This is a genomic window from Vibrio sp. 10N.222.46.A1, assembly GCF_041473595.1.
Lineage (GTDB): Bacteria > Pseudomonadota > Gammaproteobacteria > Enterobacterales > Vibrionaceae > Vibrio > Vibrio tasmaniensis_A.
The window spans coordinates 1-21,303 of record NZ_JBFRSN010000129.1; the positions used below are offsets into that span (position 1 = coordinate 1).

The 21,303-nt window shown below is 45.7% G+C and carries 21 protein-coding genes; 15 read left to right on the top strand and 6 right to left on the bottom strand.

Features of this window, described 5'->3' with window-relative positions; genetic code table 11:
- The 14 genes from mnmG to glmU form a co-directional block, all read left to right on the top strand.
- Positions 1-1,817, top strand: a 1,817-nt coding sequence (gene mnmG / locus AB4496_RS04555) for a tRNA uridine-5-carboxymethylaminomethyl(34) synthesis enzyme MnmG (RefSeq protein WP_372130638.1), incomplete at its 5' end; no start/stop codon positions are given.
- Positions 1,817-2,449 carry a 16S rRNA (guanine(527)-N(7))-methyltransferase RsmG gene (gene rsmG, locus AB4496_RS04560; protein ID WP_009848127.1) on the top strand — a complete coding sequence of 211 codons (633 nt, stop codon included), beginning with the start codon at positions 1,817-1,819 and terminating at the stop codon, positions 2,447-2,449. The genes mnmG and rsmG, both read left to right, overlap by 1 nt.
- A 14-nt stretch (positions 2,450-2,463) precedes the next feature.
- A complete protein-coding gene (locus tag AB4496_RS04565; RefSeq protein ID WP_009848126.1) occupies positions 2,464-3,237 on the top strand; it encodes a ParA family protein in 774 nt (257 codons plus the stop codon).
- Between the two features lie 23 nt (positions 3,238-3,260).
- Positions 3,261-4,142 (top strand): ParB/RepB/Spo0J family partition protein, encoded by an 882-nt coding sequence (locus tag AB4496_RS04570; RefSeq protein WP_009848125.1) that lies wholly within the window; start codon positions 3,261-3,263, stop codon positions 4,140-4,142.
- 192 nt (positions 4,143-4,334) lie between these two features.
- Positions 4,335-4,724: a F0F1 ATP synthase subunit I gene (locus AB4496_RS04575; protein ID WP_008221392.1), complete on the top strand. Its 390-nt coding sequence runs from the start codon at positions 4,335-4,337 to the stop codon at positions 4,722-4,724.
- An 8-nt stretch (positions 4,725-4,732) separates the two neighbouring features.
- Positions 4,733-5,530 carry a F0F1 ATP synthase subunit A gene (gene atpB, locus AB4496_RS04580; RefSeq protein WP_009848124.1) on the top strand — a complete coding sequence of 266 codons (798 nt, stop codon included), beginning with the start codon at positions 4,733-4,735 and terminating at the stop codon, positions 5,528-5,530.
- 49 nt (positions 5,531-5,579) lie between these two features.
- On the top strand, positions 5,580-5,837 hold the full coding sequence (gene atpE, locus AB4496_RS04585) for a F0F1 ATP synthase subunit C (protein WP_004411110.1): 258 nt from the start codon (positions 5,580-5,582) through the stop codon (positions 5,835-5,837).
- Positions 5,838-5,896: 59 nt separating this feature from the next.
- Positions 5,897-6,367, top strand: a complete 471-nt coding sequence (atpF, locus tag AB4496_RS04590; protein WP_010433231.1) for a F0F1 ATP synthase subunit B — start codon at positions 5,897-5,899, stop codon at positions 6,365-6,367.
- Between the two features lie 15 nt (positions 6,368-6,382).
- Entirely contained in the window at positions 6,383-6,916 is a 534-nt protein-coding gene (gene atpH / locus AB4496_RS04595; RefSeq protein ID WP_009848122.1) for a F0F1 ATP synthase subunit delta, read from the top strand.
- A 13-nt stretch (positions 6,917-6,929) separates the two neighbouring features.
- Entirely contained in the window at positions 6,930-8,471 is a 1,542-nt protein-coding gene (gene atpA, locus AB4496_RS04600) for a F0F1 ATP synthase subunit alpha (protein ID WP_009848121.1), read from the top strand.
- Between the two features lie 48 nt (positions 8,472-8,519).
- Complete coding sequence (gene atpG, locus AB4496_RS04605; protein WP_009848120.1) at positions 8,520-9,386, top strand: F0F1 ATP synthase subunit gamma; 867 nt, start codon at positions 8,520-8,522, stop codon at positions 9,384-9,386.
- A gap of 34 nt (positions 9,387-9,420) precedes the next feature.
- A complete protein-coding gene (gene atpD, locus AB4496_RS04610) occupies positions 9,421-10,824 on the top strand; it encodes a F0F1 ATP synthase subunit beta (RefSeq protein WP_009848119.1) in 1,404 nt (467 codons plus the stop codon).
- An 18-nt stretch (positions 10,825-10,842) separates the two neighbouring features.
- A complete protein-coding gene (locus tag AB4496_RS04615; RefSeq protein ID WP_004735742.1) occupies positions 10,843-11,265 on the top strand; it encodes a F0F1 ATP synthase subunit epsilon in 423 nt (140 codons plus the stop codon).
- A 182-nt stretch (positions 11,266-11,447) separates the two neighbouring features.
- On the top strand, positions 11,448-12,806 hold the full coding sequence (glmU, locus tag AB4496_RS04620; RefSeq protein WP_009848118.1) for a bifunctional UDP-N-acetylglucosamine diphosphorylase/glucosamine-1-phosphate N-acetyltransferase GlmU: 1,359 nt from the start codon (positions 11,448-11,450) through the stop codon (positions 12,804-12,806).
- Between the two features lie 127 nt (positions 12,807-12,933).
- Here glmU and punC read toward each other — a convergent pair whose 3' ends face one another.
- Positions 12,934-14,145 (bottom strand): purine nucleoside transporter PunC, encoded by a 1,212-nt coding sequence (punC, locus tag AB4496_RS04625; RefSeq protein ID WP_102258032.1) that lies wholly within the window; start codon positions 14,143-14,145, stop codon positions 12,934-12,936.
- Positions 14,146-14,308: 163 nt separating this feature from the next.
- Between punC and punR the strand changes: the two genes are divergently transcribed.
- A complete protein-coding gene (gene punR, locus AB4496_RS04630; RefSeq protein WP_009848116.1) occupies positions 14,309-15,223 on the top strand; it encodes a DNA-binding transcriptional activator PunR in 915 nt (304 codons plus the stop codon).
- Positions 15,224-15,323: 100 nt separating this feature from the next.
- Here the strand turns inward: punR and ilvA are convergent, their stop codons facing one another.
- The 5 genes from ilvA to AB4496_RS04655 form a co-directional block, all read right to left on the bottom strand.
- Entirely contained in the window at positions 15,324-16,868 is a 1,545-nt protein-coding gene (ilvA, locus tag AB4496_RS04635) for a threonine ammonia-lyase, biosynthetic (protein ID WP_009848115.1), read from the bottom strand.
- Between the two features lie 2 nt (positions 16,869-16,870).
- Positions 16,871-18,712 (bottom strand): dihydroxy-acid dehydratase, encoded by a 1,842-nt coding sequence (gene ilvD, locus AB4496_RS04640; RefSeq protein ID WP_009848114.1) that lies wholly within the window; start codon positions 18,710-18,712, stop codon positions 16,871-16,873.
- Between the two features lie 33 nt (positions 18,713-18,745).
- Positions 18,746-19,714, bottom strand: coding sequence for a branched-chain amino acid transaminase (locus tag AB4496_RS04645; RefSeq protein ID WP_009848113.1), 969 nt, complete (start codon positions 19,712-19,714; stop codon positions 18,746-18,748).
- A 12-nt stretch (positions 19,715-19,726) separates the two neighbouring features.
- On the bottom strand, positions 19,727-20,011 hold the full coding sequence (ilvM, locus tag AB4496_RS04650) for an acetolactate synthase 2 small subunit (RefSeq protein WP_009848112.1): 285 nt from the start codon (positions 20,009-20,011) through the stop codon (positions 19,727-19,729).
- 1 nt (position 20,012) lies between these two features.
- The coding region (locus AB4496_RS04655) for a thiamine pyrophosphate-dependent enzyme (protein WP_372130639.1) at positions 20,013-21,303 on the bottom strand (1,291 nt) is incomplete at its 5' end.

The window sequence follows — 21,303 nt, forward strand, 5'->3', positions numbered from 1 at the left end:
GTACTGGTCAAAGTACGTTATTACTAACTCATAATATCGATACGTTGGGACAGATGTCTTGTAACCCAGCCATTGGCGGGATCGGTAAGGGCCACTTGGTAAAAGAGGTCGATGCTATGGGTGGATTAATGGCGCAAGCTATTGATCATGCAGGTATTCAGTTCAGAACATTAAACGCATCAAAAGGCCCTGCGGTACGTGCAACTCGTGCACAAGCTGACCGCGCACTTTACAAAGCCTTTGTCCGTAATGTTCTTGAAAACACACCAAACCTAACTCTGTTCCAACAGTCGGTTGATGACTTGATCGTTGAACAAGATCAAGTGGTGGGTGTGGTTACGCAAATGGGCCTCAAATTCCGCGCTAATGCTGTGGTCTTAACGGTAGGCACATTCCTAGGCGGTAAGATTCATATTGGTATGGAAAGTTCATCGGGTGGACGTGCGGGTGATCCACCATCGATCGCGCTCGCTGACCGTCTTCGTGATCTTCCATTTCGAGTTGATCGCCTGAAAACAGGTACACCTCCTCGCATTGATGCACGCAGCGTTGATTTTTCTGATCTTGAGGTTCAACACGGCGATAATCCGACTCCGGTTTTCTCATTCATGGGTAACCGAGCTCAGCAGCCGCGTCAGATTCCATGTTACATCACGCACACTAACGAAAATACGCATGACGTTATTCGTGCCAACCTCGATCGCAGCCCGATGTACGCTGGTGTGATTGAAGGTATTGGCCCTCGTTACTGTCCGTCGATTGAAGACAAAGTGATGCGCTTTGCTGATAAAAACAGTCACCAAATTTTCATTGAGCCTGAAGGCCTAACGACGCACGAGTTATACCCTAATGGTATTTCAACCAGTTTGCCGTTTGATGTTCAGGTAAAAATCGTTCACTCAATGAAAGGTTTTGAGAACGCACACATCGTTCGTCCTGGTTACGCGATTGAGTACGATTTCTTTGACCCTCGCGATCTTAAACTGACTTACGAGACCAAGTTTATTAAGGGGTTGTTCTTTGCAGGGCAAATCAATGGCACCACTGGCTACGAAGAAGCTGCAGCACAAGGCTTAATGGCCGGTTTGAATGCGAGTTTGTTTACGCAAGGCAAAGAGGGCTGGAGCCCACGCCGCGATCAAGCTTACATGGGTGTACTTATCGATGACTTGTCGACAATGGGTACCAAAGAACCGTACCGCATGTTTACATCTCGCGCGGAATACCGCTTGTTGCTTCGTGAAGACAACGCTGATATCCGTTTGACTGAAAAGTCACGTGAACTTGGCTTGGTCGACGATGCTCGTTGGACGCGATTCAACGAGAAGATGGAAAACATGGAGAAAGAGCGTCAACGTCTTAAAGAAACATGGATTAACCCAAAATCTGAAGATATTGATCAATTGAACCAGATCCTGAAAACACCAATGTCTCGTGAAGCGAGTGGTGAAGATCTTCTTCGTCGTCCTGAAATGACTTATTCACAGCTAACGTCGTTGGATCGTTTCGGTCCTGCACTGGAAGATCAACAAGCCTCAGAGCAAGTTGAGATCCAAGTGAAGTACGATGGCTATATCCAACGTCAACAAGATGAAATTGAAAAATCACTGCGTCATGAAAACACCAAACTGCCGGCTGACATCGATTACAGTAAGGTAAAAGGGCTTTCTAACGAAGTGGTTCTAAAACTAACTACCGCTAAACCAGACTCAATTGGTATTGCATCGCGAATCTCAGGTATCACACCTGCTGCAATTTCAATTCTGTTGGTTTACTTGAAAAAACACGGCCTGTTGAAAAAAGGTGAGGAAGCATAATGAGCGCATTACGCGAAAAACTGGATCACCTGATTGGCCAGACTGAACTTGAAGTATCTGAAAAGCAACGCAGCCAATTGGTTGGCTACGTTGAGTTACTAAACAAGTGGAACAAAGCATACAATCTGACGTCAGTTCGTGATCCGCAAGAAATGATGGTGAAACATATCTTGGATAGCATCATTGTTAGCACTCACTTACAAGGCAAGCGCTTTATTGACGTTGGCACAGGCCCTGGCCTTCCTGGGATTCCGCTCTCAATCATGAATCCTGACTGCGAGTTTTACTTGCTAGACAGCTTGGGTAAGCGTATTCGTTTTATCAAGCAAGTGATTCATGAGCTGGGTATCGACAACGTGGTGCCGATTCAAAGTCGTGTTGAAGAATTTCAACCAGAAGAAAAGTTTGATGCCGTGCTCAGTCGCGCATTTGCATCAATGACAGACATGGTAGAGTGGTGTCATCATTTACCTAAAGAGCAATCCGGTGTATTTTTGGCTCTTAAGGGACAACATCCTAGAGACGAAATCGACCTGTTACCTGAATGGTGTTCAGTGACAGACATTAAAGCTTTGCAAGTGCCAGAGCTTGATGGAGAGCGTCATCTAGTTACTTTATCGCGTCAAGGATAATCAGCGAGGCCATAGTGGGTAAAATCGTAGCAATTGCCAACCAGAAGGGTGGCGTAGGAAAAACAACAACTTGCATTAACTTGGCAGCATCAATGGCGGCAACAAAGCGCAAGATATTGGTTGTTGACCTCGATCCTCAAGGTAATGCCACGATGGCGAGCGGTGTTGACAAGTATCAGGTTGAAGCAACTGCTTACGATTTGCTGGTTGAAGACACCCCATTTGATGAGGTAGTTTGCCGAAGTACATCTGGCAATTATGACCTTATCGCCGCAAATGGTGATGTTACAGCGGCAGAAATCAAATTGATGGAAGTGTTTGCTCGTGAAGTTCGCCTAAAGAACGCGTTGGCATCCATTCGTAATAACTATGATTTCATCTTTATCGATTGCCCACCGTCATTAAATCTTCTTACAATTAATGCGATGGCTGCGGCCGATTCCGTATTGGTTCCTATGCAATGTGAATACTTTGCTTTGGAAGGTTTGACTGCGTTGATGGATACCATTAGCAAGCTCGCTGCGGTGGTCAATGAGAATCTGAAGATTGAAGGTCTTCTGCGTACTATGTACGACCCTCGTAACCGCTTATCGAACGAAGTATCTGATCAACTCAAAAAGCACTTCGGTAGCAAAGTCTATCGAACTGTGATCCCTAGAAATGTGCGTCTGGCAGAAGCGCCGAGTCATGGCAAGCCAGCAATGTACTACGACAAATATTCTGCAGGAGCTAAGGCATATCTTGCTCTTGCTGGCGAAATGTTACGTCGTGAAGAAGTCCCAGTATAGGTCCAACCAAAGGAATTCGCTCAATGTCTAAGCGTGGTTTAGGAAAGGGGCTAGATGCATTGCTTGCAACTAGCTCATTAGCTCGTGAAAAGCAGCAAGTTGCTTCTTATAGTCAGGCGTTGTCGGCTGATGGTGAGCTTATCGAATTGGCTGTTGGTTGCTTAAAGCCAGGTGTATATCAACCGCGTAAGGATATTGCGCCGGAAGCGCTAGAAGAGCTGGCAGCATCAATCCAATCTCAAGGTATTATTCAGCCAATCGTTGTACGCCCCTTAGCACACGACCAGTTTGAGATTATTGCTGGCGAACGTCGTTGGAGAGCTGCTCGTCAAGCTGGCCTTAAGCAAGTGCCATGTCTAATTAAGAGAGTCGAAGACAAGGCCGCGATTGCGATGGCATTGATCGAGAACATTCAGCGTGAAGACTTGAATGCTATCGAAGAAGCACAAGCGTTAGAGCGCTTGCAGAACGAATTTGAGCTGACACATCAACAAGTTGCTGAAGTGATCGGTAAATCGAGAGCAACGGTTAGTAACTTATTACGTCTAAATCAGCTCGAAAATGAAGTAAAAAGTTTAGTTTCCAACAAACACCTGGAAATGGGGCATGCTAGAGCATTGCTTGCGCTCGAAGGCGATACCCAGGTTGAGGCAGCAAACACTGCGGCAACCAAAAAAATGACCGTGCGTCAAACTGAGCAGCTTGTTAAAAAGTGCTTAAAGCCAGACGTTGAATCAGAATCGAAGCAAGAAGACACTGAAGCTATCGAACTTTCACGAAGACTCACGGAAAAATTGCAAGCAAACGTTTCAGTTACTCGTTCTGTTAGTGGGAAGTCAAAAGTGACAATTACTCTTGATGAGCCTCACAAATTAGATCAACTTATTGCTAAATTAGAGTACTAAGTGAGATAATTGATTTAGGTCAATTATGTAATGAACAAGTGATTTCGTACAAAAGTTGTCGGTTTGTATACAAAAATGTAAATGATTGCTGCATTCTTATTGCAATCAATTTGGCTGAACGTATAATTTTCGCCAATTTATCAGCACGCTTTTAAGCGAGTATCAAAGTAGGCTTAAAAGAGGAACGAATACATGGTAGCGGCGTTAGCAAGACCAGGACGAGTGCTTGCAAAGCAAATGTTATTGATCGAGCTTAGCGCGGTTATATTAGTGGCGATAGGGTTAGGTTTAGCTGTTAATCCTGATTGGGGTTTTGCTGCATTAATCGGTGGCGGTATTTTTGTCATCGCGAATGTAGTTTTTTGTGTGTGTGCTTTTCTATTTTGTGGAGCTCGCGCAACTAAGTTAGTTGCGGCGTCGTTCTATGCAGGTGAAGCGCTCAAAATCTTAATCACAGTTCTACTATTCTCTATCGTCTACATGTATATGCAGGTGGAATTAATTCCCCTCAAACTGACCTATTTACTGGTTCTAGGTATTAATATCTTTGCGCCAGTGCTTTTCATTAACAATAAAAAATAGGATGAGTTATGGCTGCGCCAACAGCATCCGGATACATTGAACACCATTTACAAAACCTTTCTTTAGCTAAGTTTGGTCTTGTAGAGGAGACAAGTTTCTGGAACGTACATATAGACAGTCTGTTTTTTTCGGTGTTGACAGGGATGTTATTCCTTTGGGTTTTTCGCTCAGTCGCTAAGAAAGCAACAGTAGGTGTACCTGGTAAGCTTCAGTGTTTTGTTGAAATGGTAGTGGAATTCGTTGGTGACAACGTTAAAGAAACTTTCCATGGCCGCAACCCTCTGATTGCCCCACTAGCACTGACTATATTCTGCTGGATTATCATTATGAACTTGATGGACTTAGTGCCTATCGATTTCTTACCATATCCTGCAGAGCATTGGCTAGGTATCCCTTACTTGAAAGTGGTTCCTACAGCTGATGTTAATATAACAATGGCAATGGCTTTAGGTGTTTTTGCTCTGATGATCTACTACAGCATCAAAGTGAAAGGTCTAGGCGGATTTGCTAAAGAATTGGCACTGCATCCATTTAATCACCCAATCATGATTCCATTTAACTTGGTACTTGAGGTAATTTCGTTATTAGCGAAGCCACTATCTCTAGGTATGCGTTTATTTGGTAATATGTTTGCGGGTGAGGTGGTGTTTATTCTTATCGCGGCAATGCTACCGTGGTACTTACAATGGGTAGGTGCACTACCTTGGGCTATCTTCCATATCTTGGTTATTTTGATTCAAGCGTTTGTTTTCATGATGTTGACAATCGTTTACTTATCAATGGCTCATGAAGATAGTGATCACTAAAAAATTTTTAAGCTTTATTCTAACTATTAATGTTAATCGGAGAACGTAAATGGAAACTGTACTAAGTTTTTCAGCAATCGCTGTTGCTATCATTGTTGGTCTTTGTGCCGTAGGTACTGCAATTGGTTTTGCTATTCTTGGTGGTAAATTCCTAGAAGGCGCTGCGCGTCAACCTGAAATGGCTCCAATGCTACAAGTTAAGATGTTCATCATCGCTGGTCTATTGGATGCTGTTCCAATGATCGGTATCGTAATCGCACTACTATTCACGTTTGCTAACCCATTTGTTGGTCAACTAGCAGGCTAATTAACTTCTAAATAGTTAATTAAATTTTTGTAGTTGATTCTTAACGAGGGGTAGCTGTTGTGAATATGAACGCAACTCTGCTAGGTCAAGCAATTGCTTTTTCACTGTTTGTTTGGTTCTGCATGAAATATGTATGGCCACCAATCATGCAAGCAATTGAAGAACGTCAGAAAAAAATTGCTGACGGTCTAGTAGCCGCTGAACGCGCTGCTAAAGACTTGAACCTGGCACAAGCCAACGCTTCTGAGCAAATGAAAGAAGCAAAGCGCACTGCAACTGAGGTTATTGATCAGGCAAACAAACGTAAAGCTCAAATTATTGATGAAGCACGCGAAGAGGCTCAGGCAGAACGCCAGAAGATCTTAGCGCAAGCTGAAGCAGAAATTGAAGCAGAGCGTACACGTGCCCGTGATGACCTGCGCAAACAAGTCGCAACTCTGGCTATAGCTGGTGCTGAGAAAATCCTTGAACGTACAATCGATAAAGATGTACACGATGATCTTCTTAACAACATTACTGCAAAACTTTAAAGCAAGGGGCTGTATATGTCTGATTTGACTACAATCGCACGCCCCTATGCTAAAGCAGCGTTTGACTTTGCGGTAGATAAAGGTGAGCTAGACCAATGGGGTCAAATGCTTACTTTTGCTGCCGAAGTGGCACAAAATGATGATGTTCACAATTTATTAAGCGGTTCTATGACTGCTGAAAAATTAGCTGAAGTATTCATTGTAATTTGTGGCGAACAATTTGATGAATTCGGTCAGAACTTAATTAAAGTGATGGCAGAGAATGGCCGCTTAATGGCTTTTCCTGATGTTTGTAAAGAGTTCTTTATACTCAAAAAAGAGTATGAGAAAGAGATCGACGTTGAAGTAACTTCAGCGGTAGAACTTTCTGAAGAACAACGAGCAGAGATCAGCAGCAAATTGGAACAGCGCTTAGCGCGCAAAGTTCAGCTGAATTGCAGTATAGATGAGACTCTACTTAGTGGAGTTATTATTCGAGCCGGAGACCTAGTCATCGATAACTCAGCGCGCAGTCGTTTAGACCGCCTGAGCGATGCATTGCAGTCTTAATGGGGATTGGAGCATGCAACTTAATTCCACTGAAATTAGCGATCTAATTAAACAACGTATTGAATCTTTCGACGTTGTTAGTGAAGCTCGCAATGAAGGTACTATCGTTTCTGTAAGCGATGGCATCCTTAGCATCCACGGCCTAGCGGACGTGATGCAAGGTGAAATGATCGAACTACCGGGTGGCCGTTACGCTCTAGCACTAAACTTGAACCGTGATTCGGTTGGTGCTGTTGTAATGGGCCCGTATGCTGACCTACAGGAAGGCATGAAAGTTACAGGTACTGGTCGTATTCTAGAAGTACCAGTAGGTCCTGAAATGCTTGGTCGTGTTGTAAACACGCTAGGTGAGCCAATTGATGGTAAAGGTCCAATCGAAGCTAAATTGACTTCGCCTGTAGAAATTATCGCACCAGGTGTAATCGACCGTAAATCGGTAGATCAACCTGTTCAAACTGGTTACAAGTCTGTTGACTCAATGATCCCTATCGGTCGTGGTCAACGTGAGCTAGTAATCGGTGACCGTCAGACTGGTAAAACAGCAATGGCGATCGATGCGATTATTAACCAAAAAGATTCTGGTATTTTCTCTATCTACGTAGCTATCGGCCAAAAAGCGTCGACTATTGCTAACGTAGTTCGCAAACTAGAAGAGCACGGCGCACTAGCAAACACTGTTGTTGTTGTTGCATCTGCTTCTGAATCTGCAGCGCTGCAATACCTTGCACCGTATGCTGGTTGTGCGATGGGCGAATACTTCCGTGATCGCGGTGAAGATGCACTGATTGTTTATGATGATCTATCTAAGCAAGCTGTCGCTTACCGTCAAATCTCGCTACTACTTAAGCGTCCACCAGGTCGTGAAGCGTTCCCAGGTGATGTTTTCTACCTTCACTCTCGTCTACTTGAGCGTGCAGCTCGTGTAAGCGAAGCATACGTAGAAAAATTCACTAACGGCGAAGTGACAGGCAAGACTGGTTCTTTAACAGCTCTTCCTATCATCGAAACGCAAGCTGGTGACGTATCTGCATTCGTACCAACGAACGTAATCTCGATTACTGATGGTCAGATCTTCCTACAAACTGAGCTGTTCAACGCGGGCGTACGTCCAGCTGTTGACCCAGGTATCTCAGTTTCTCGTGTAGGTGGTTCGGCGCAGACTAAAATCATCAAGAAGCTATCTGGCGGTATCCGTACTGCTCTAGCTCAATACCGTGAACTTGCAGCATTTGCTCAGTTCTCTTCGGATCTTGATGAAGCGACTAAGAAGCAGCTAGACCACGGTCAAAAAGTTACAGAACTGATGAAGCAGAAGCAATACGCTCCTATGTCTGTATTTGACCAAGCTCTAGTAATCTTCGCTGCAGAGCGTGGATACCTTCAAGACGTTGAACTTTCTAAAGTTCTAGACTTTGAAGCTGCTTTACTGTCGTTTGCTCGTGGTCAATACGCTGATCTAGTAACACAGATCGACGCAACGGGTGCTTTCAACAAAGAAATCGAAGCTGAGCTGAAGAAGCTTGTTGACGATTTCAAGGCAACCCAGACCTGGTAATTGGTAGGTGGTCTTAGGGCCACCTCATACCATTAACGGAGAGTAACGATGGCCGGCGCAAAAGAGATACGTAATAAAATCGGTAGTGTTAAAAGCACACAGAAGATTACGAAAGCAATGGAAATGGTAGCAGCTTCAAAAATGCGTCGTTCTCAAGACGCAATGGAAGCTACTCGTCCATATGCAGAAACAATGCGTAAAGTGATCGGTCATTTGGCTAATGGTAGCCTCGAGTATAAGCATCCTTATCTTGAGGAACGTGAAGCCAAACGTGTTGGTTACATCATCGTTTCTACAGACCGTGGTCTTTGTGGTGGTTTGAACATTAACTTGTTCAAGAAAGCCATGAACGACATGAAAGATTGGTCTGAGAAAGGTGCTGATGTTGAGCTTGCAATTGTAGGCTCTAAAGCAACAGCATTTTTCAACAACAGCGGCGCGAAAGTAGCAGCTCAAGTTTCTGGTCTGGGCGATCGTCCAAGCCTTGAAGACTTGATTGGCTCTGTGAGCGTTATGCTGAAGAAATATGATGAAGGCGAACTAGATCGCCTGTTCGTAGTGTTCAACAAGTTTGAAAACACTATGGTTCAAGAACCAACGATCGATCAATTACTTCCTTTGCCTAAATCAGACAGCGAAGAAATGAAACGCAGTCATTCTTGGGACTACATTTATGAGCCCGAGCCAAAGCCACTACTAGATGCACTATTGGTTCGCTATGTCGAATCTCAAGTGTACCAAGGTGTGGTCGAGAACCTTGCTTGTGAGCAAGCGGCTCGAATGATTGCAATGAAATCAGCAACAGATAATGCTGGTGACATTATTGATGACTTAGAACTTGTGTATAACAAAGCCCGTCAATCGGCGATTACACAAGAACTTTCTGAGATCGTTTCAGGCGCAGCTGCGGTTTAAGCTTAGGTAAAACTAAATAGTTAGAGGATTAACGATGGCTACAGGTAAGATCGTACAGATCATCGGTGCGGTAGTCGACGTAGAGTTCCCACAGGGCGAAGTACCTCGTGTATACGATGCTCTGAATGTTAATGAAGTGAAAGAGCGTCTAGTTCTTGAAGTTCAGCAACAACTTGGCGGTGGCGTAGTTCGCGCAATCGTAATGGGTAGCTCTGATGGTTTACGTCGTGGTTTGACAGTTGAAAATACTGGCGCTCCAATCTCAGTACCAGTAGGTACTAAGACATTGGGTCGTATCATGAATGTCCTAGGTGACGCGATTGATGAGTGTGGCGAGATTGGTGCTGAAGAGCATTACGCCATTCACCGTGAAGCTCCAAGCTACGAAGAGCAGTCTAACGAGACAGCTCTTCTAGAAACTGGTGTTAAAGTAATCGACTTGATTTGTCCATTCGCTAAAGGTGGTAAAATCGGTCTATTCGGTGGTGCTGGTGTAGGTAAGACCGTTAACATGATGGAACTTATCAACAACATCGCACTTCAACACTCAGGCCTATCTGTATTTGCAGGTGTAGGTGAGCGTACTCGTGAAGGTAACGATTTCTACTTTGAGATGCAGGAAGCAGGTGTTGTAAACATCGAAAAACCTGAAGAATCAAAAGTAGCGATGGTTTACGGCCAGATGAACGAGCCACCAGGTAACCGTCTACGTGTTGCACTGACTGGTCTAACAATGGCAGAGCGCTTCCGTGACGAAGGTCGTGACGTTCTACTGTTCGTTGATAACATCTACCGTTACACACTAGCAGGTACTGAAGTATCAGCACTTCTAGGTCGTATGCCTTCTGCGGTAGGTTACCAACCTACACTAGCTGAAGAAATGGGTGTTCTACAAGAGCGTATCACGTCAACTAAAGCTGGTTCTATCACGTCTGTACAGGCGGTATACGTACCTGCGGATGACTTGACTGACCCGTCTCCAGCAACAACGTTCGCTCACTTGGATGCAACGGTTGTACTTAACCGTAACATCGCATCTATGGGTCTATACCCAGCGATCGACCCGCTAGATTCTACTTCACGTCAACTGGATCCATTGGTAGTTGGACAAGAACACTACGACATCGCTCGTGGCGTTCAGTCTACTCTTCAGCGCTATAAAGAGCTGAAAGATATCATTGCTATCCTAGGTATGGACGAGCTATCTGAAGAAGATAAGCAAGTTGTATCTCGTGCTCGTAAGATTGAGAAGTTCCTAACTCAGCCTTACCACGTAGCGGAAGTATTTACAGGTGACCCAGGCGTTTACGTACCTCTTAAAGAGACTCTACGTGGCTTCCAAGGTCTTCTATCTGGTGAATACGATGACATTCCAGAGCAAGCGTTCATGTACTGTGGTGCAATTGACGAAGCTATCGAGAATGCTAAGAAGCTATAAGGCTAACTAGGAGGCGATATGGCAGCAATAACCTTTCACCTAGACGTTGTAAGTGCCGAGAAACAAATTTTCTCTGGTCTTGTTGAGACGTTTCAGGTGACCGGTAGTGAGGGTGAGCTTGGTATTTTCCATGGTCACACTCCACTGCTGACCGCTATCAAGCCTGGTATGGTGCGTATTGTTAAGCAGCACGGCCACGAAGAAATTATTTATGTTTCTGGTGGTATGGTAGAAGTTCAGCCTGGTACAGCGACTGTACTGGCTGATACAGCTATCCGTGGTGAAGAGCTAGACGCAGCAAAGGCGGAAGAAGCTAAACGCAAGGCTGTGGAGAATATCCAAAATCAGCATGGCGACATAGACTTCGCACAAGCGGCCGGTGAACTGGCTAAAGCCATTGCTCAGTTACGAGTTATCGAACTGACAAAGCAGCGTCGTTAATCTTTTTAAGATTATAGACTCTGAGATAAAGGCGACCTAAGGGTCGCCTTTTTGCATTTTTAGGTTCTGAAAAATGCATCTTTTACACATCACTACTGGTTAAATGGTTATTGTGATTTAATTTTTTGGCCAAAAACGGTTACAATATCGGCTTAATAAAAATACTGTTGGATAGGTTTACAATGAAGTTTAGCGCAGTGATTCTCGCGGCGGGCAAAGGCACTCGCATGTATTCAAACACACCAAAGGTTCTGCACACGCTTGCGGGTAAGCCAATGGTGAAGCATGTTATCGATACATGTAATGGTTTAGGCGCTCAAAATATCAACCTGGTTTACGGCCACGGTGGTGATCAGATGAAGGCTACTCTAGCTGAAGAATCTGTAAATTGGGCACTGCAAGCTGAGCAGCTAGGTACTGGTCACGCTGTAGATCAAGCATCTGCACATTTTGCTGATGATGAAAAAGTATTGGTGCTATACGGTGATGTTCCACTAATCTCTCCTGAAACCATTGAAAACCTATTAGACGCTCAACCAAACGGTGGTATCGCACTACTTACTGTCGTTCTAGATAACCCGATGGGCTACGGTCGTATCATTCGTCGCAATGGCCCGGTTGTCGCTATCGTTGAGCAAAAAGATGCAACCGATGAGCAGAAGCTTATCAAAGAGATTAATACTGGCGTTATGGTGGCTACTGGTGGCGATCTGAAACGTTGGTTGTCTGGCTTAAGCAACGATAACGCACAAGGTGAATACTACCTGACTGACGTTATTGCAGCGGCTCACGATGAAGGTCGTGCGGTTGAGGCTGTACATCCAGTAAGCCCAATTGAAGTTGAAGGCGTGAACGACCGCTCACAACTGGCTCGTCTAGAGCGCGCTTACCAAGCTGAACAAGCAGATAAGCTATTGAAGCAAGGCGTAATGTTACGCGACCCAAGCCGCTTTGATCTACGCGGTGAATTACAGTGTGGTATGGATGTTGAGATTGATACTAACGTTATCATCGAAGGCAGTGTAAGCATTGGCGATAATGTGGTTATCGGCACTGGTTGTGTATTGAAAGACTGTGAGATTGATGACAACACTATCGTTCGCCCATACAGCGTAATCGAAGGTGCAACGGTCGGTGAAGACTGTACGGTTGGTCCATTCACTCGCTTACGTCCTGGAGCTGACATGCGTAATAACTCGCACGTTGGTAACTTTGTCGAAATGAAGAACACTCGCCTTGGTGAGGGCTCTAAAGCGAATCACTTAACGTACTTAGGCGATGCTGAAATTGGTCAGCGCGTAAACGTGGGTGCAGGTGCTATCACTTGTAACTATGATGGCGCAAACAAGTTTAAGACCATCATCGGCGATGACGTATTCGTTGGCTCAGATAGTCAATTAATTGCTCCAGTTACTATTGGTAATGGCGCTACCGTTGGTGCTGGCTCTACAGTAACTCGTGATGTTGCTGAAAATGAGTTAGTTATCAGCCGTGCTAAAGAACGTAAGATTGCTGATTGGAAACGTCCAACTAAGAAGTAAGTACTAACGTCCAAAAGATATTCGGATACAAGCCAGTAGCAATGCCACTGGCTGCTTTCTAAATAACTTTAGATATAAAAAAAGAGCGAGATTACTCGCTCTTTTTTTGTTTTCGTTAAACGAGAAACTAGTCTTGTTTCTCGTCAGCGACCACTCGAGAGTTGTCTGGTGTCGCGAAGTGTTCAGAAAGCTCTTTGTTTGAAACAATATAGCCAACCCACAATGCACCCAAACAAATCACAACCGCGATACCCGTTGCGCTTAGTGCTTGGCTAGCCATTGCCGCGACCAATGCACTTGATAGGCCACTGATACTGATTTGCAGGCTGTTTTGTAGGCCAGCAGCTGTTGCTGGGCTTTGCTTAGCACTTGATAGAGCACGGTTTACTACTATTGGGTAAAGTGCACCGTTTGCTACTGCAATCAAACAGAAAGGCGCAAGCAGAGGCCAGATTGACGTCAGTTCCCACTGTGATGCAATGAAGATAAGCATCGCTGCAACGCTGAACAAACCGATAAGATTTCTTAGTACAACGCCATCACCATATTTCTTCACCGCTTGCTTACCGAAATAACCACCCGCCATGAACGCGATTGTCTGTGGGATAAAGCTCAAGCCGATGTCTTTTGCTTCATAACCTAGCTGAGCCATTATCTCTGGCATACCCGTTAGGTAAGCGAAGAACGCTGCAGATGCCGAAGCAAACATTAAAACATTACCCATGTAAGGCTTTGATTTTATCAACATCTTGATGTCTGTCTTAATCGATGTCTGCTTTACTTCAGGCGCTTCTTTTGGTTGAGCCATTGTTGTTGCAATTAGTAGTGCGCCCATCAAAGTCAATGTAATGAAGATACTGTGCCAGCCAAAGCTGTCTGCTAGCAACACACCCAGTTGAGGTGCTAGTGCTGGAGATAGCGCTACTAGAGGCATGATAGTAGCAAAAATTTGCTGGCTACTGCTTTGCGAGTAACGCTTGATAACCATTGCTTGCCAGATTACCGCAGGCGCACACACACCGATCGCTTGAATGAAGCGTAGTGTTAGTAGGTGCCATACCTCGGTGCTGAATGCCAAGCCGAATGACGCTGCCGTAAAGATAACAAGACCAACCGTTAGTGTGTTGCGGTGACCATACTTGTCACTCGCCAGACCCCAAAGAAGCTGACCCATTGCCATACCGCCAAGGAATACAGTTAGAGACAGAGCAATCTGCTCTGGACCGGTTGCGAAATCAACTTCCATTGCCTTAAATGCAGGAAGGTACATATCGGTCGCAATAAAGCCAAGCATTGAAAGTACTGCAAGGTAGACCAATTGAAATTTAGAAATATTCATAAGATGCCATTAAGCTAAAGGTAGTGATGTTTTTATCATCAAAAAAATTGTTTGATATACAGAAGTGAAAGCCCCTGTTTATTTGTGCTGACATTCTATTTTTCAGACCTGATAAAATAAAACGCTAAAATATGTGGTTATCAATCAAAAAATTTGAAGGCTTATGTTCTCTAAATCCTCTTTAGAAATGCTCGATACTGTTGCTCGCTTAGGCAGTTTTACTGCGGCGGCAGAACAATTGCACAAAGTGCCCTCAGCGATCAGCTATGGGGTTAGGCAGGTAGAGCAAGAGCTTGATGTTCTACTTTTCAGACGGTTACCAAGAAAAGTAGAGCTGACACCTGCAGGTGAGTTGTTTATTGAAGAGGCTCGTCAACTGCTGAGACAGATGGAAGAACTCAGTGCCCAGACTCGCCGAGCTGCGCGTGGTTGGAAGAAAACCTTGCGCTTAACGCTTGATAACGTGGTTAAGCTCGACAAGATGAAGCCTATGATTGAAGAGTTTTATCAAACCTTTGAGTTCGCTGAGCTGCAGATTAACATGGAAGTGTTTAACGGCTCTTGGGAAGCCATTGCACAGGGCAGGGCGGATGTCGTGATTGGTGCAACCTCGGCGATTCCGGTTGGTGGTGACTTTGAAGTTAAGGATATGGGGCGGTTAGATTGGGCATTTGTGATGTCACCCAGTCACCCGTGTGTGCGAGAGCAAAACCTTAATGAAGCCTTTGTCAGTCAATACCCAGCAATATGTTTGGATGATACCTCTAGTGTACTGCCTAAGCGACACACAGGGCACTTTTCGAATCAAAGGCGTCTATTGTTACCTAACTGGTACAGTGCGATAGAGTGTCTTAAAAATGGTGTTGGGGTGGGTTACATGCCAAGGCATATCGCCGCACCTATTATTGAGCAAGGTTTGCTGGTAGAAAAAATATTGCCCGAGCCAAGCCCGCAGAGTCATTGTTGTTTGGTGTGGCGAAAAGACGATAACCATAAATTGATCGAATGGATGGTCAAATATCTAGGATCAAGTGAGCAACTTCACCAAGATTGGTTGGATCATCGTAAAGCGATCTAATGATGCGATCCGTTGAAGATCATTCGGGTTAGGTTTGAATCAGCCCAATAAAAAGAGCGAGTTATCATAACTCGCTCTTTTTCATGTTTAGTCCGAACTTTTAAGACAAGAAGAACTTGTAGGAAGGGTTATCGGTTTCATCTTTGCATTGGTAGCCGAGTTCTTCTAAATGCGTAGAGAACTGAGCCAAATCGTCATCACCAAGCTCAAAACCACACAGCACACGACCGTAATCAGCACCATGGTTACGATAGTTGAACAAGCTGATATTCCAGTGAGTCCCTAAGGTATCAAGGAATTTAATCAATGCTCCTGGGTATTCAGGGAACTCAAAGCTGTACAGACGCTCTTTCAATGGTTTCGATGGTTTGCCGCCAATCATGTAACGAATATGAAGTTTTGCCATCTCGTCATCAGACAAGTCGACAACCGCGTAGTCACCCTCACGTAAGTCATTGATGATGTGTTCGAGTTCTTCTTGTCCACCTTGTAGACGTACACCAACGAAGATATTCGCCAGGCTTTCGTCGTTGTGGCGGTAGTTAAACTCAGTCACCGCTCGACCACCAATAATGTTACAGAACTCTAGGAACGCACCTTGTCGTTCTGGAATAGTCACCGCAAGTAGACCTTCTCGCTTCTCACCCAATTCACAACGCTCAGAGACATAACGCAGACCGTGGAAGTTGGTGTTCGCACCAGACAATACCGTTGCTAGTTGCTTATTTTGCAGTTGGTTTTGTTCTGCAAACTTCTTAAGGCCTGCCAGAGCAAGCGCTCCTGAAGGCTCAGCAATTGCACGGGTGTCTTCAAAGATGTCCTTTACCGCAGAGCAGATTTCATCGCTAGATACTGTAATATGACCATCAATGTACTGTTGGCAAAGACGGAAGGTTTCTTCACCAATGCGTTTAACCGCAACACCATCAGCAAACATGCTGACCTGATCCAGTACCACTGGTTCACCCGCATCCAGTGCTGCTTTCAAGCAAGCTGAGTCTTCAGGCTCTACCGCAATCACTTTAATCTCTGGCATCAGTTGTTTGATAAGCACTGCAACACCAGCGGCTAAGCCACCACCACCAACCGGCACAAAGATATAATCCATGTGACCGTTTTGCTGCAGCATCTCCATGCCCATAGTACCTTGCCCTGCAATCACCAGTGGGTGATCGAAAGGAGGTACAAAGGTGAAGCCATGTTCAGCCGATAGGCGTTCCGCTTCCGCTTTTGCTTCATCGAAATTACTGCCGTGCAGAACCACATTACCACCAAATCCGCGTACCGCATCAACCTTGATATCCGGCGTCGTTTTTGGCATCACAATCGTGGTCTGAATACCAAGCTTAGAACCGGACAGCGCCATACCTTGAGCATGGTTACCTGCCGATGCAGCAATCACACCTGCGGCTTTCTGTTGTTCAGAAAGGCTTGATACCATGTTGTAGGCACCACGTAGCTTGAACGAGTGCACCGGCTGACGGTCTTCTCGTTTAAGCTGAACCTGATTACCGATACGAGCGCTTAAGCGTGGCATATCTTGCAGAGGTGTCACAATCGCCGCTTCGTAAACCGGCGCTCTCAGGATCTGGCGCAGATAATCTGCGCCAGTTTGTTTTTGGGGGCTGGAGGTGTCATCACTCATAGTTAGCCCTCAAGTTTAGACTTATCACGTACAGCGCCTTTGTCGGCACTGGTCGCCATGCTTGCATAAGCTTTCAGTGCGAAAGACACTTCACGCTGACGGTTTTCTGGTTTCCAGCCTAGTGCATCTTGTTTAACGCGACGTGCTTCAAGCTCTGCTTCTGGCACATCAAGTGTGATTGAGCGGCTAGGGATGTCGATAGTGATAATATCGCCCGTGTTCACTAGACCAATCACACCGCCACTTGCTGCTTCTGGAGAAGCGTGACCGATAGACAGACCTGATGTACCACCAGAGAAGCGACCATCAGTCAGTAGAGCACATGACTTGCCTAAGCCCATTGATTTCAAGTAAGTCGTTGGGTAAAGCATCTCTTGCATGCCCGGACCACCTTTAGGACCTTCGTAACGAATAACAACCACTTCGCCGGCTTTTACTTTACCCGCTAAGATGCCGTCTACTGCCGTATCTTGGCTTTCGAATACGATTGCAGGGCCTTGGAATTTAAGGTTTTCTTCATCAACACCCGCGGTCTTAACGATACAACCATCAACCGCGATGTTACCTGAAAGTACCGCTAGTCCACCTTCTTGGCTGAATGCGTTTTCTTTAGTACGGATACAACCTTCTTTGCGATCGTCATCAAGACGATCCCAACGACAATCTTGTGAGAAAGCTTTAGTTGTACGGATGCCCGCAGGACCAGCACGGAAGAACTTAAGCACGGCTTCGTCTTCTGTCTGCATGATGTCGTACTGTGCAAGTTGCTCTTGCATGCTTAGACCAAGTACCGTGCGAGTTTGGTTGTTTAGTAGACCTGCACGGTCAAGTTCACCAAGGATAGCCATTACGCCACCAGCGCGGTGAACGTCTTCCATGTGGTATTTCGGAGTTGAAGGTGCCACTTTACATAGGTGTGGAACACGGCGAGACATCGCGTCGATATCATCCATATCGAAATCAATGTCGCCTTCTTGAGCTGCTGCCAAAAGGTGAAGAACGGTGTTACTAGAACCACCCATTGCGATATCAAGTGCCATCGCATTATCAAAGGCAGCGCGGTTTGCAATGTTGCGTGGCAGTGCTGATTCGTCGTCTTGCTCGTAGTAACGCTTGGTTAGATCAACGATACGCTTACCGGCATTGATGAACAGCTCTTCACGGTCTGCGTGTGTTGCCAGCATAGAACCGTTACCAGGCTGAGATAGACCAAGTGCTTCTGTTAGACAGTTCATTGAGTTTGCTGTGAACATACCTGAACATGAACCACAGGTTGGACATGCTGAACGCTCTACTTGCTCACTTTGCTCATCAGAAATGGTTGGATCGGCGCCTTGAATCATCGCGTCAACAAGGTCGAGCTTGATGATTTGATCTGAAAGCTTGGTTTTACCTGCTTCCATTGGGCCGCCTGATACAAAGATCACAGGGATGTTTAGGCGCATAGCTGCCATCATCATTCCCGGAGTGATTTTGTCACAGTTAGAGATACACACCATCGCATCTGCACAGTGTGCATTGACCATGTACTCTACCGAGTCTGCGATAAGCTCACGTGATGGCAGTGAGTACAGCATGCCGCCGTGGCCCATTGCGATACCATCATCGACTGCGATGGTGTTGAATTCTTTAGCGATACCGCCCGCTTTCTCGATTTCACCTGCAACCAGTTGACCCATATCTTTAAGGTGAACGTGGCCAGGTACGAATTGAGTGAAAGAGTTTACAACCGCGATGATTGGCTTACCGAAGTCATCATCTTTAACGCCAGTTGCACGCCATAAAGCGCGCGCACCAGCCATGTTGCGTCCGTGGGTAGTCGTTGCTGAACGATAGATTGGCATTGCTTAAATCCTTATAAAATATTTGGCTGTTGCTTACTTAGTGGTTTGTGTTTGGCTTTCTGAAGTTTGGTCTGCTGGATAAACGTAATCTAACCAGCCCCACTTATCTTCAGTAGTGCCATTGAATAAACCAAAGTAAGCCGCTTGAACTTTTTCAGTGATAGGACCGCGTTTGCCTTCACCTACTGTAATTTTGTCTACGCTGCGAACTGGAACGATTTCTGCAGCTGTGCCTGTCATGAAGACTTCATCGGCAAGATATAGCGCTTCACGAGCAATGTTCTCTTCACGGATTTCATAACCCATGTCTTTTGCTAGCGTCATGATCGAATCACGAGTAATACCCGGCAGAATTGCGCTGGTTGCTGGTGGTGTTGATAGCACGCCATTACGAATCACGAAGATGTTCTCGCCTGCACCTTCTGAAAGGTAACCATCGACGCTCAGTGCGATACCTTCATCGTAACCATGACGACGAGCTTCACCACCAACCAGTAGTGAAGATAGGTAGTTACCACCGGCTTTTGCTGCGGTTGGGATGGTATTTGGCGCTGCACGATTCCAGCTTGATATCATCGCATCTACGCCATTTTCTAGCGCTTCTTCGCCTAGGTAAGAACCCCAAGGGAAAGCAGCGATGATCAGATCCATCTCAGTGTTTTCTGGCGGGCAGACACCCAAACCAACGTTACCGACAAAGCCGAGAGGGCGGATGTACGCTGACTCTAGCTTATTTTGGCGTAGCGTTTCGCGAGTCGCTTCCATAATTTCTTCCTCTGTGTAAGGAATTGGGAAGCGGTAGATTTTCGCTGAGTCTTTTAGGCGTCTTGCATGCTCTGGGTGACGGAAGATAACCGGGCCCTTTGGCGTGTTGTAACAACGAACACCTTCAAACACAGAAGTACCGTAGTGCATTGCGTGAGTCAGGACGTGAACGTTCGCCTCTGCCCAAGGAACCATTTCACCGTTAAACCAAATATAGTCTGCTGTTTTAGCTGTCATGTTAGCGGTTCCTTATGCGTTTATCTTTTGTTGTAAGTTGTTGTTTGGCAATTCATTACGGCTGATCGAGATAACGTCAACGGTACGCACGTCCCACAGTTTTTCGATTTGGTTTACCAAGAAAGAGATCGGACGCTCACTGTCGACAATGATCTCAACACTCGCCACTTTGCTTTCGTGGTTTTGAGTGCCAGCTACTTGCTTAACAATAAAGCCACGGTGGCGGATAACACGAAGAACACGCTCTAGTAGTACAGGCTTATCATCGGCTTTGATGTCTAATAGGTATCTTTTCATGTTATGTGTTCTCCAACATCTCACTGTTTGAAGCACCTGGCGGTACTAGTGGCCATACGTTCTCTTCTTCATCGATAAGAACATGAAGTAGGTAAGCGGTTTTGCTCTCTAGCATCTCTTTCAGTGCTGGTTCTACTTCTTCTTTACGCGTGATGGTTTTGCCCGGGATATCAAATGCTTTCGCTAGCATGACGAAATCCGGGTTGTCATCCAAGATGGTTTCACTGTGTCGGCCATCAAAGAACAGCGATTGCCATTGGCGAACCATGCCTAAGCGCGAGTTGTTAAGCAGCACCATTTTTACTGGGATTTGGCGACGCTTCAGCGTACCAAGCTCTTGAATGTTCATCATGAACGAGCCGTCACCAGAGATAAGTATAGATTGGTCATTAGGACGACCAACCGATGCACCCATGGCTGCAGGTAGGCCAAAGCCCATAGTGCCTAAGCCCGCTGAAGTGATGAAGTTTTGTGGATCGCGTGGCTGAATGTGTTGAGCTGCCCACATCTGATGTTGGCCAACATCGGTCGAAACCATAGAACTCGCAGGCATCATGTCTGACAGTTGTTTCAACAACAGAGGTGCGAAGATAAGGTCGCCAGGGTGGTCGTAACGCCATTTAAATGAGCTACGAAGGCCTTCAGAGTGGTGAACCCAAGAGGAGATGTCTTGGCTTAGCTCCAGTTGAGGCATGATCTTGTTGATGTCACCGCGAATTGGAGCATTGGCAAGACGCAGTTTGCTGAACTCAGCGGCATCGATATCGATATGGATAACCTTAGCATGCGGCGCGAAGGTATCGAGTTTGCCCGTTACTCGGTCATCAAAACGAGCACCGACTACAATCAATAGGTCACTCTCTTGAACCACAAGGTTAGCGGCTTTAGTGCCGTGCATACCCAGCATGCCAAGGTAGTGTGGGTCGTCACGTTCGATAGTGCCCAAGCCTTTCAGTGTGCTTACTGCTGGCATTGGGTTAAGGCGTAAAAATTCACGAACCGCATCGGTTGCTTTCGCCAGTTGAACACCACCACCTACGTATAAAACAGGACGGGTTGCTTGAGACAAAAAGTACTGTGCCTGTTCAATGGCATCAGTTGTCGCAATAGGAATTGCGGGTGGAGTAAATTCAGGAAGAGTGTTAACAGGTGCTTCTGCTAGTTGAACATCTTTAGCGATATCGACGATAACCGGGCCAGGACGGCCAGACTTTGCTACTACAAACGCTTCAGCGAGCGCTGGAGCAAGATCTTCAATATCAGTTACTAGGTAGCTGTGTTTAGTACATGAC

Bases quoted from the DNA above. Each gene is read 5' to 3' on its own strand.
- rsmG (WP_009848127.1), top strand. From the start codon at position 1,817: ATGAGCGCATTACGCGAAAAACTGGATCACCTGATTGGCCAGACTGAA.
- AB4496_RS04570 (WP_009848125.1), top strand. From the start codon at position 3,261: ATGTCTAAGCGTGGTTTAGGAAAGGGGCTAGATGCATTGCTTGCAACT.
- AB4496_RS04575 (WP_008221392.1), top strand. From the start codon at position 4,335: ATGGTAGCGGCGTTAGCAAGACCAGGACGAGTGCTTGCAAAGCAAATG.
- atpB (WP_009848124.1), top strand. From the start codon at position 4,733: ATGGCTGCGCCAACAGCATCCGGATACATTGAACACCATTTACAAAAC.
- atpE (WP_004411110.1), top strand. From the start codon at position 5,580: ATGGAAACTGTACTAAGTTTTTCAGCAATCGCTGTTGCTATCATTGTT.
- atpH (WP_009848122.1), top strand. From the start codon at position 6,383: ATGTCTGATTTGACTACAATCGCACGCCCCTATGCTAAAGCAGCGTTT.
- atpA (WP_009848121.1), top strand. From the start codon at position 6,930: ATGCAACTTAATTCCACTGAAATTAGCGATCTAATTAAACAACGTATT.
- atpG (WP_009848120.1), top strand. From the start codon at position 8,520: ATGGCCGGCGCAAAAGAGATACGTAATAAAATCGGTAGTGTTAAAAGC.
- atpD (WP_009848119.1), top strand. From the start codon at position 9,421: ATGGCTACAGGTAAGATCGTACAGATCATCGGTGCGGTAGTCGACGTA.
- AB4496_RS04615 (WP_004735742.1), top strand. From the start codon at position 10,843: ATGGCAGCAATAACCTTTCACCTAGACGTTGTAAGTGCCGAGAAACAA.
- glmU (WP_009848118.1), top strand. From the start codon at position 11,448: ATGAAGTTTAGCGCAGTGATTCTCGCGGCGGGCAAAGGCACTCGCATG.
- punC (WP_102258032.1), bottom strand. From the start codon at position 14,145: ATGAATATTTCTAAATTTCAATTGGTCTACCTTGCAGTACTTTCAATG.
- punR (WP_009848116.1), top strand. From the start codon at position 14,309: ATGTTCTCTAAATCCTCTTTAGAAATGCTCGATACTGTTGCTCGCTTA.
- ilvA (WP_009848115.1), bottom strand. From the start codon at position 16,868: ATGAGTGATGACACCTCCAGCCCCCAAAAACAAACTGGCGCAGATTAT.
- ilvD (WP_009848114.1), bottom strand. From the start codon at position 18,712: ATGCCAATCTATCGTTCAGCAACGACTACCCACGGACGCAACATGGCT.
- AB4496_RS04645 (WP_009848113.1), bottom strand. From the start codon at position 19,714: ATGACAGCTAAAACAGCAGACTATATTTGGTTTAACGGTGAAATGGTT.
- ilvM (WP_009848112.1), bottom strand. From the start codon at position 20,011: ATGAAAAGATACCTATTAGACATCAAAGCCGATGATAAGCCTGTACTA.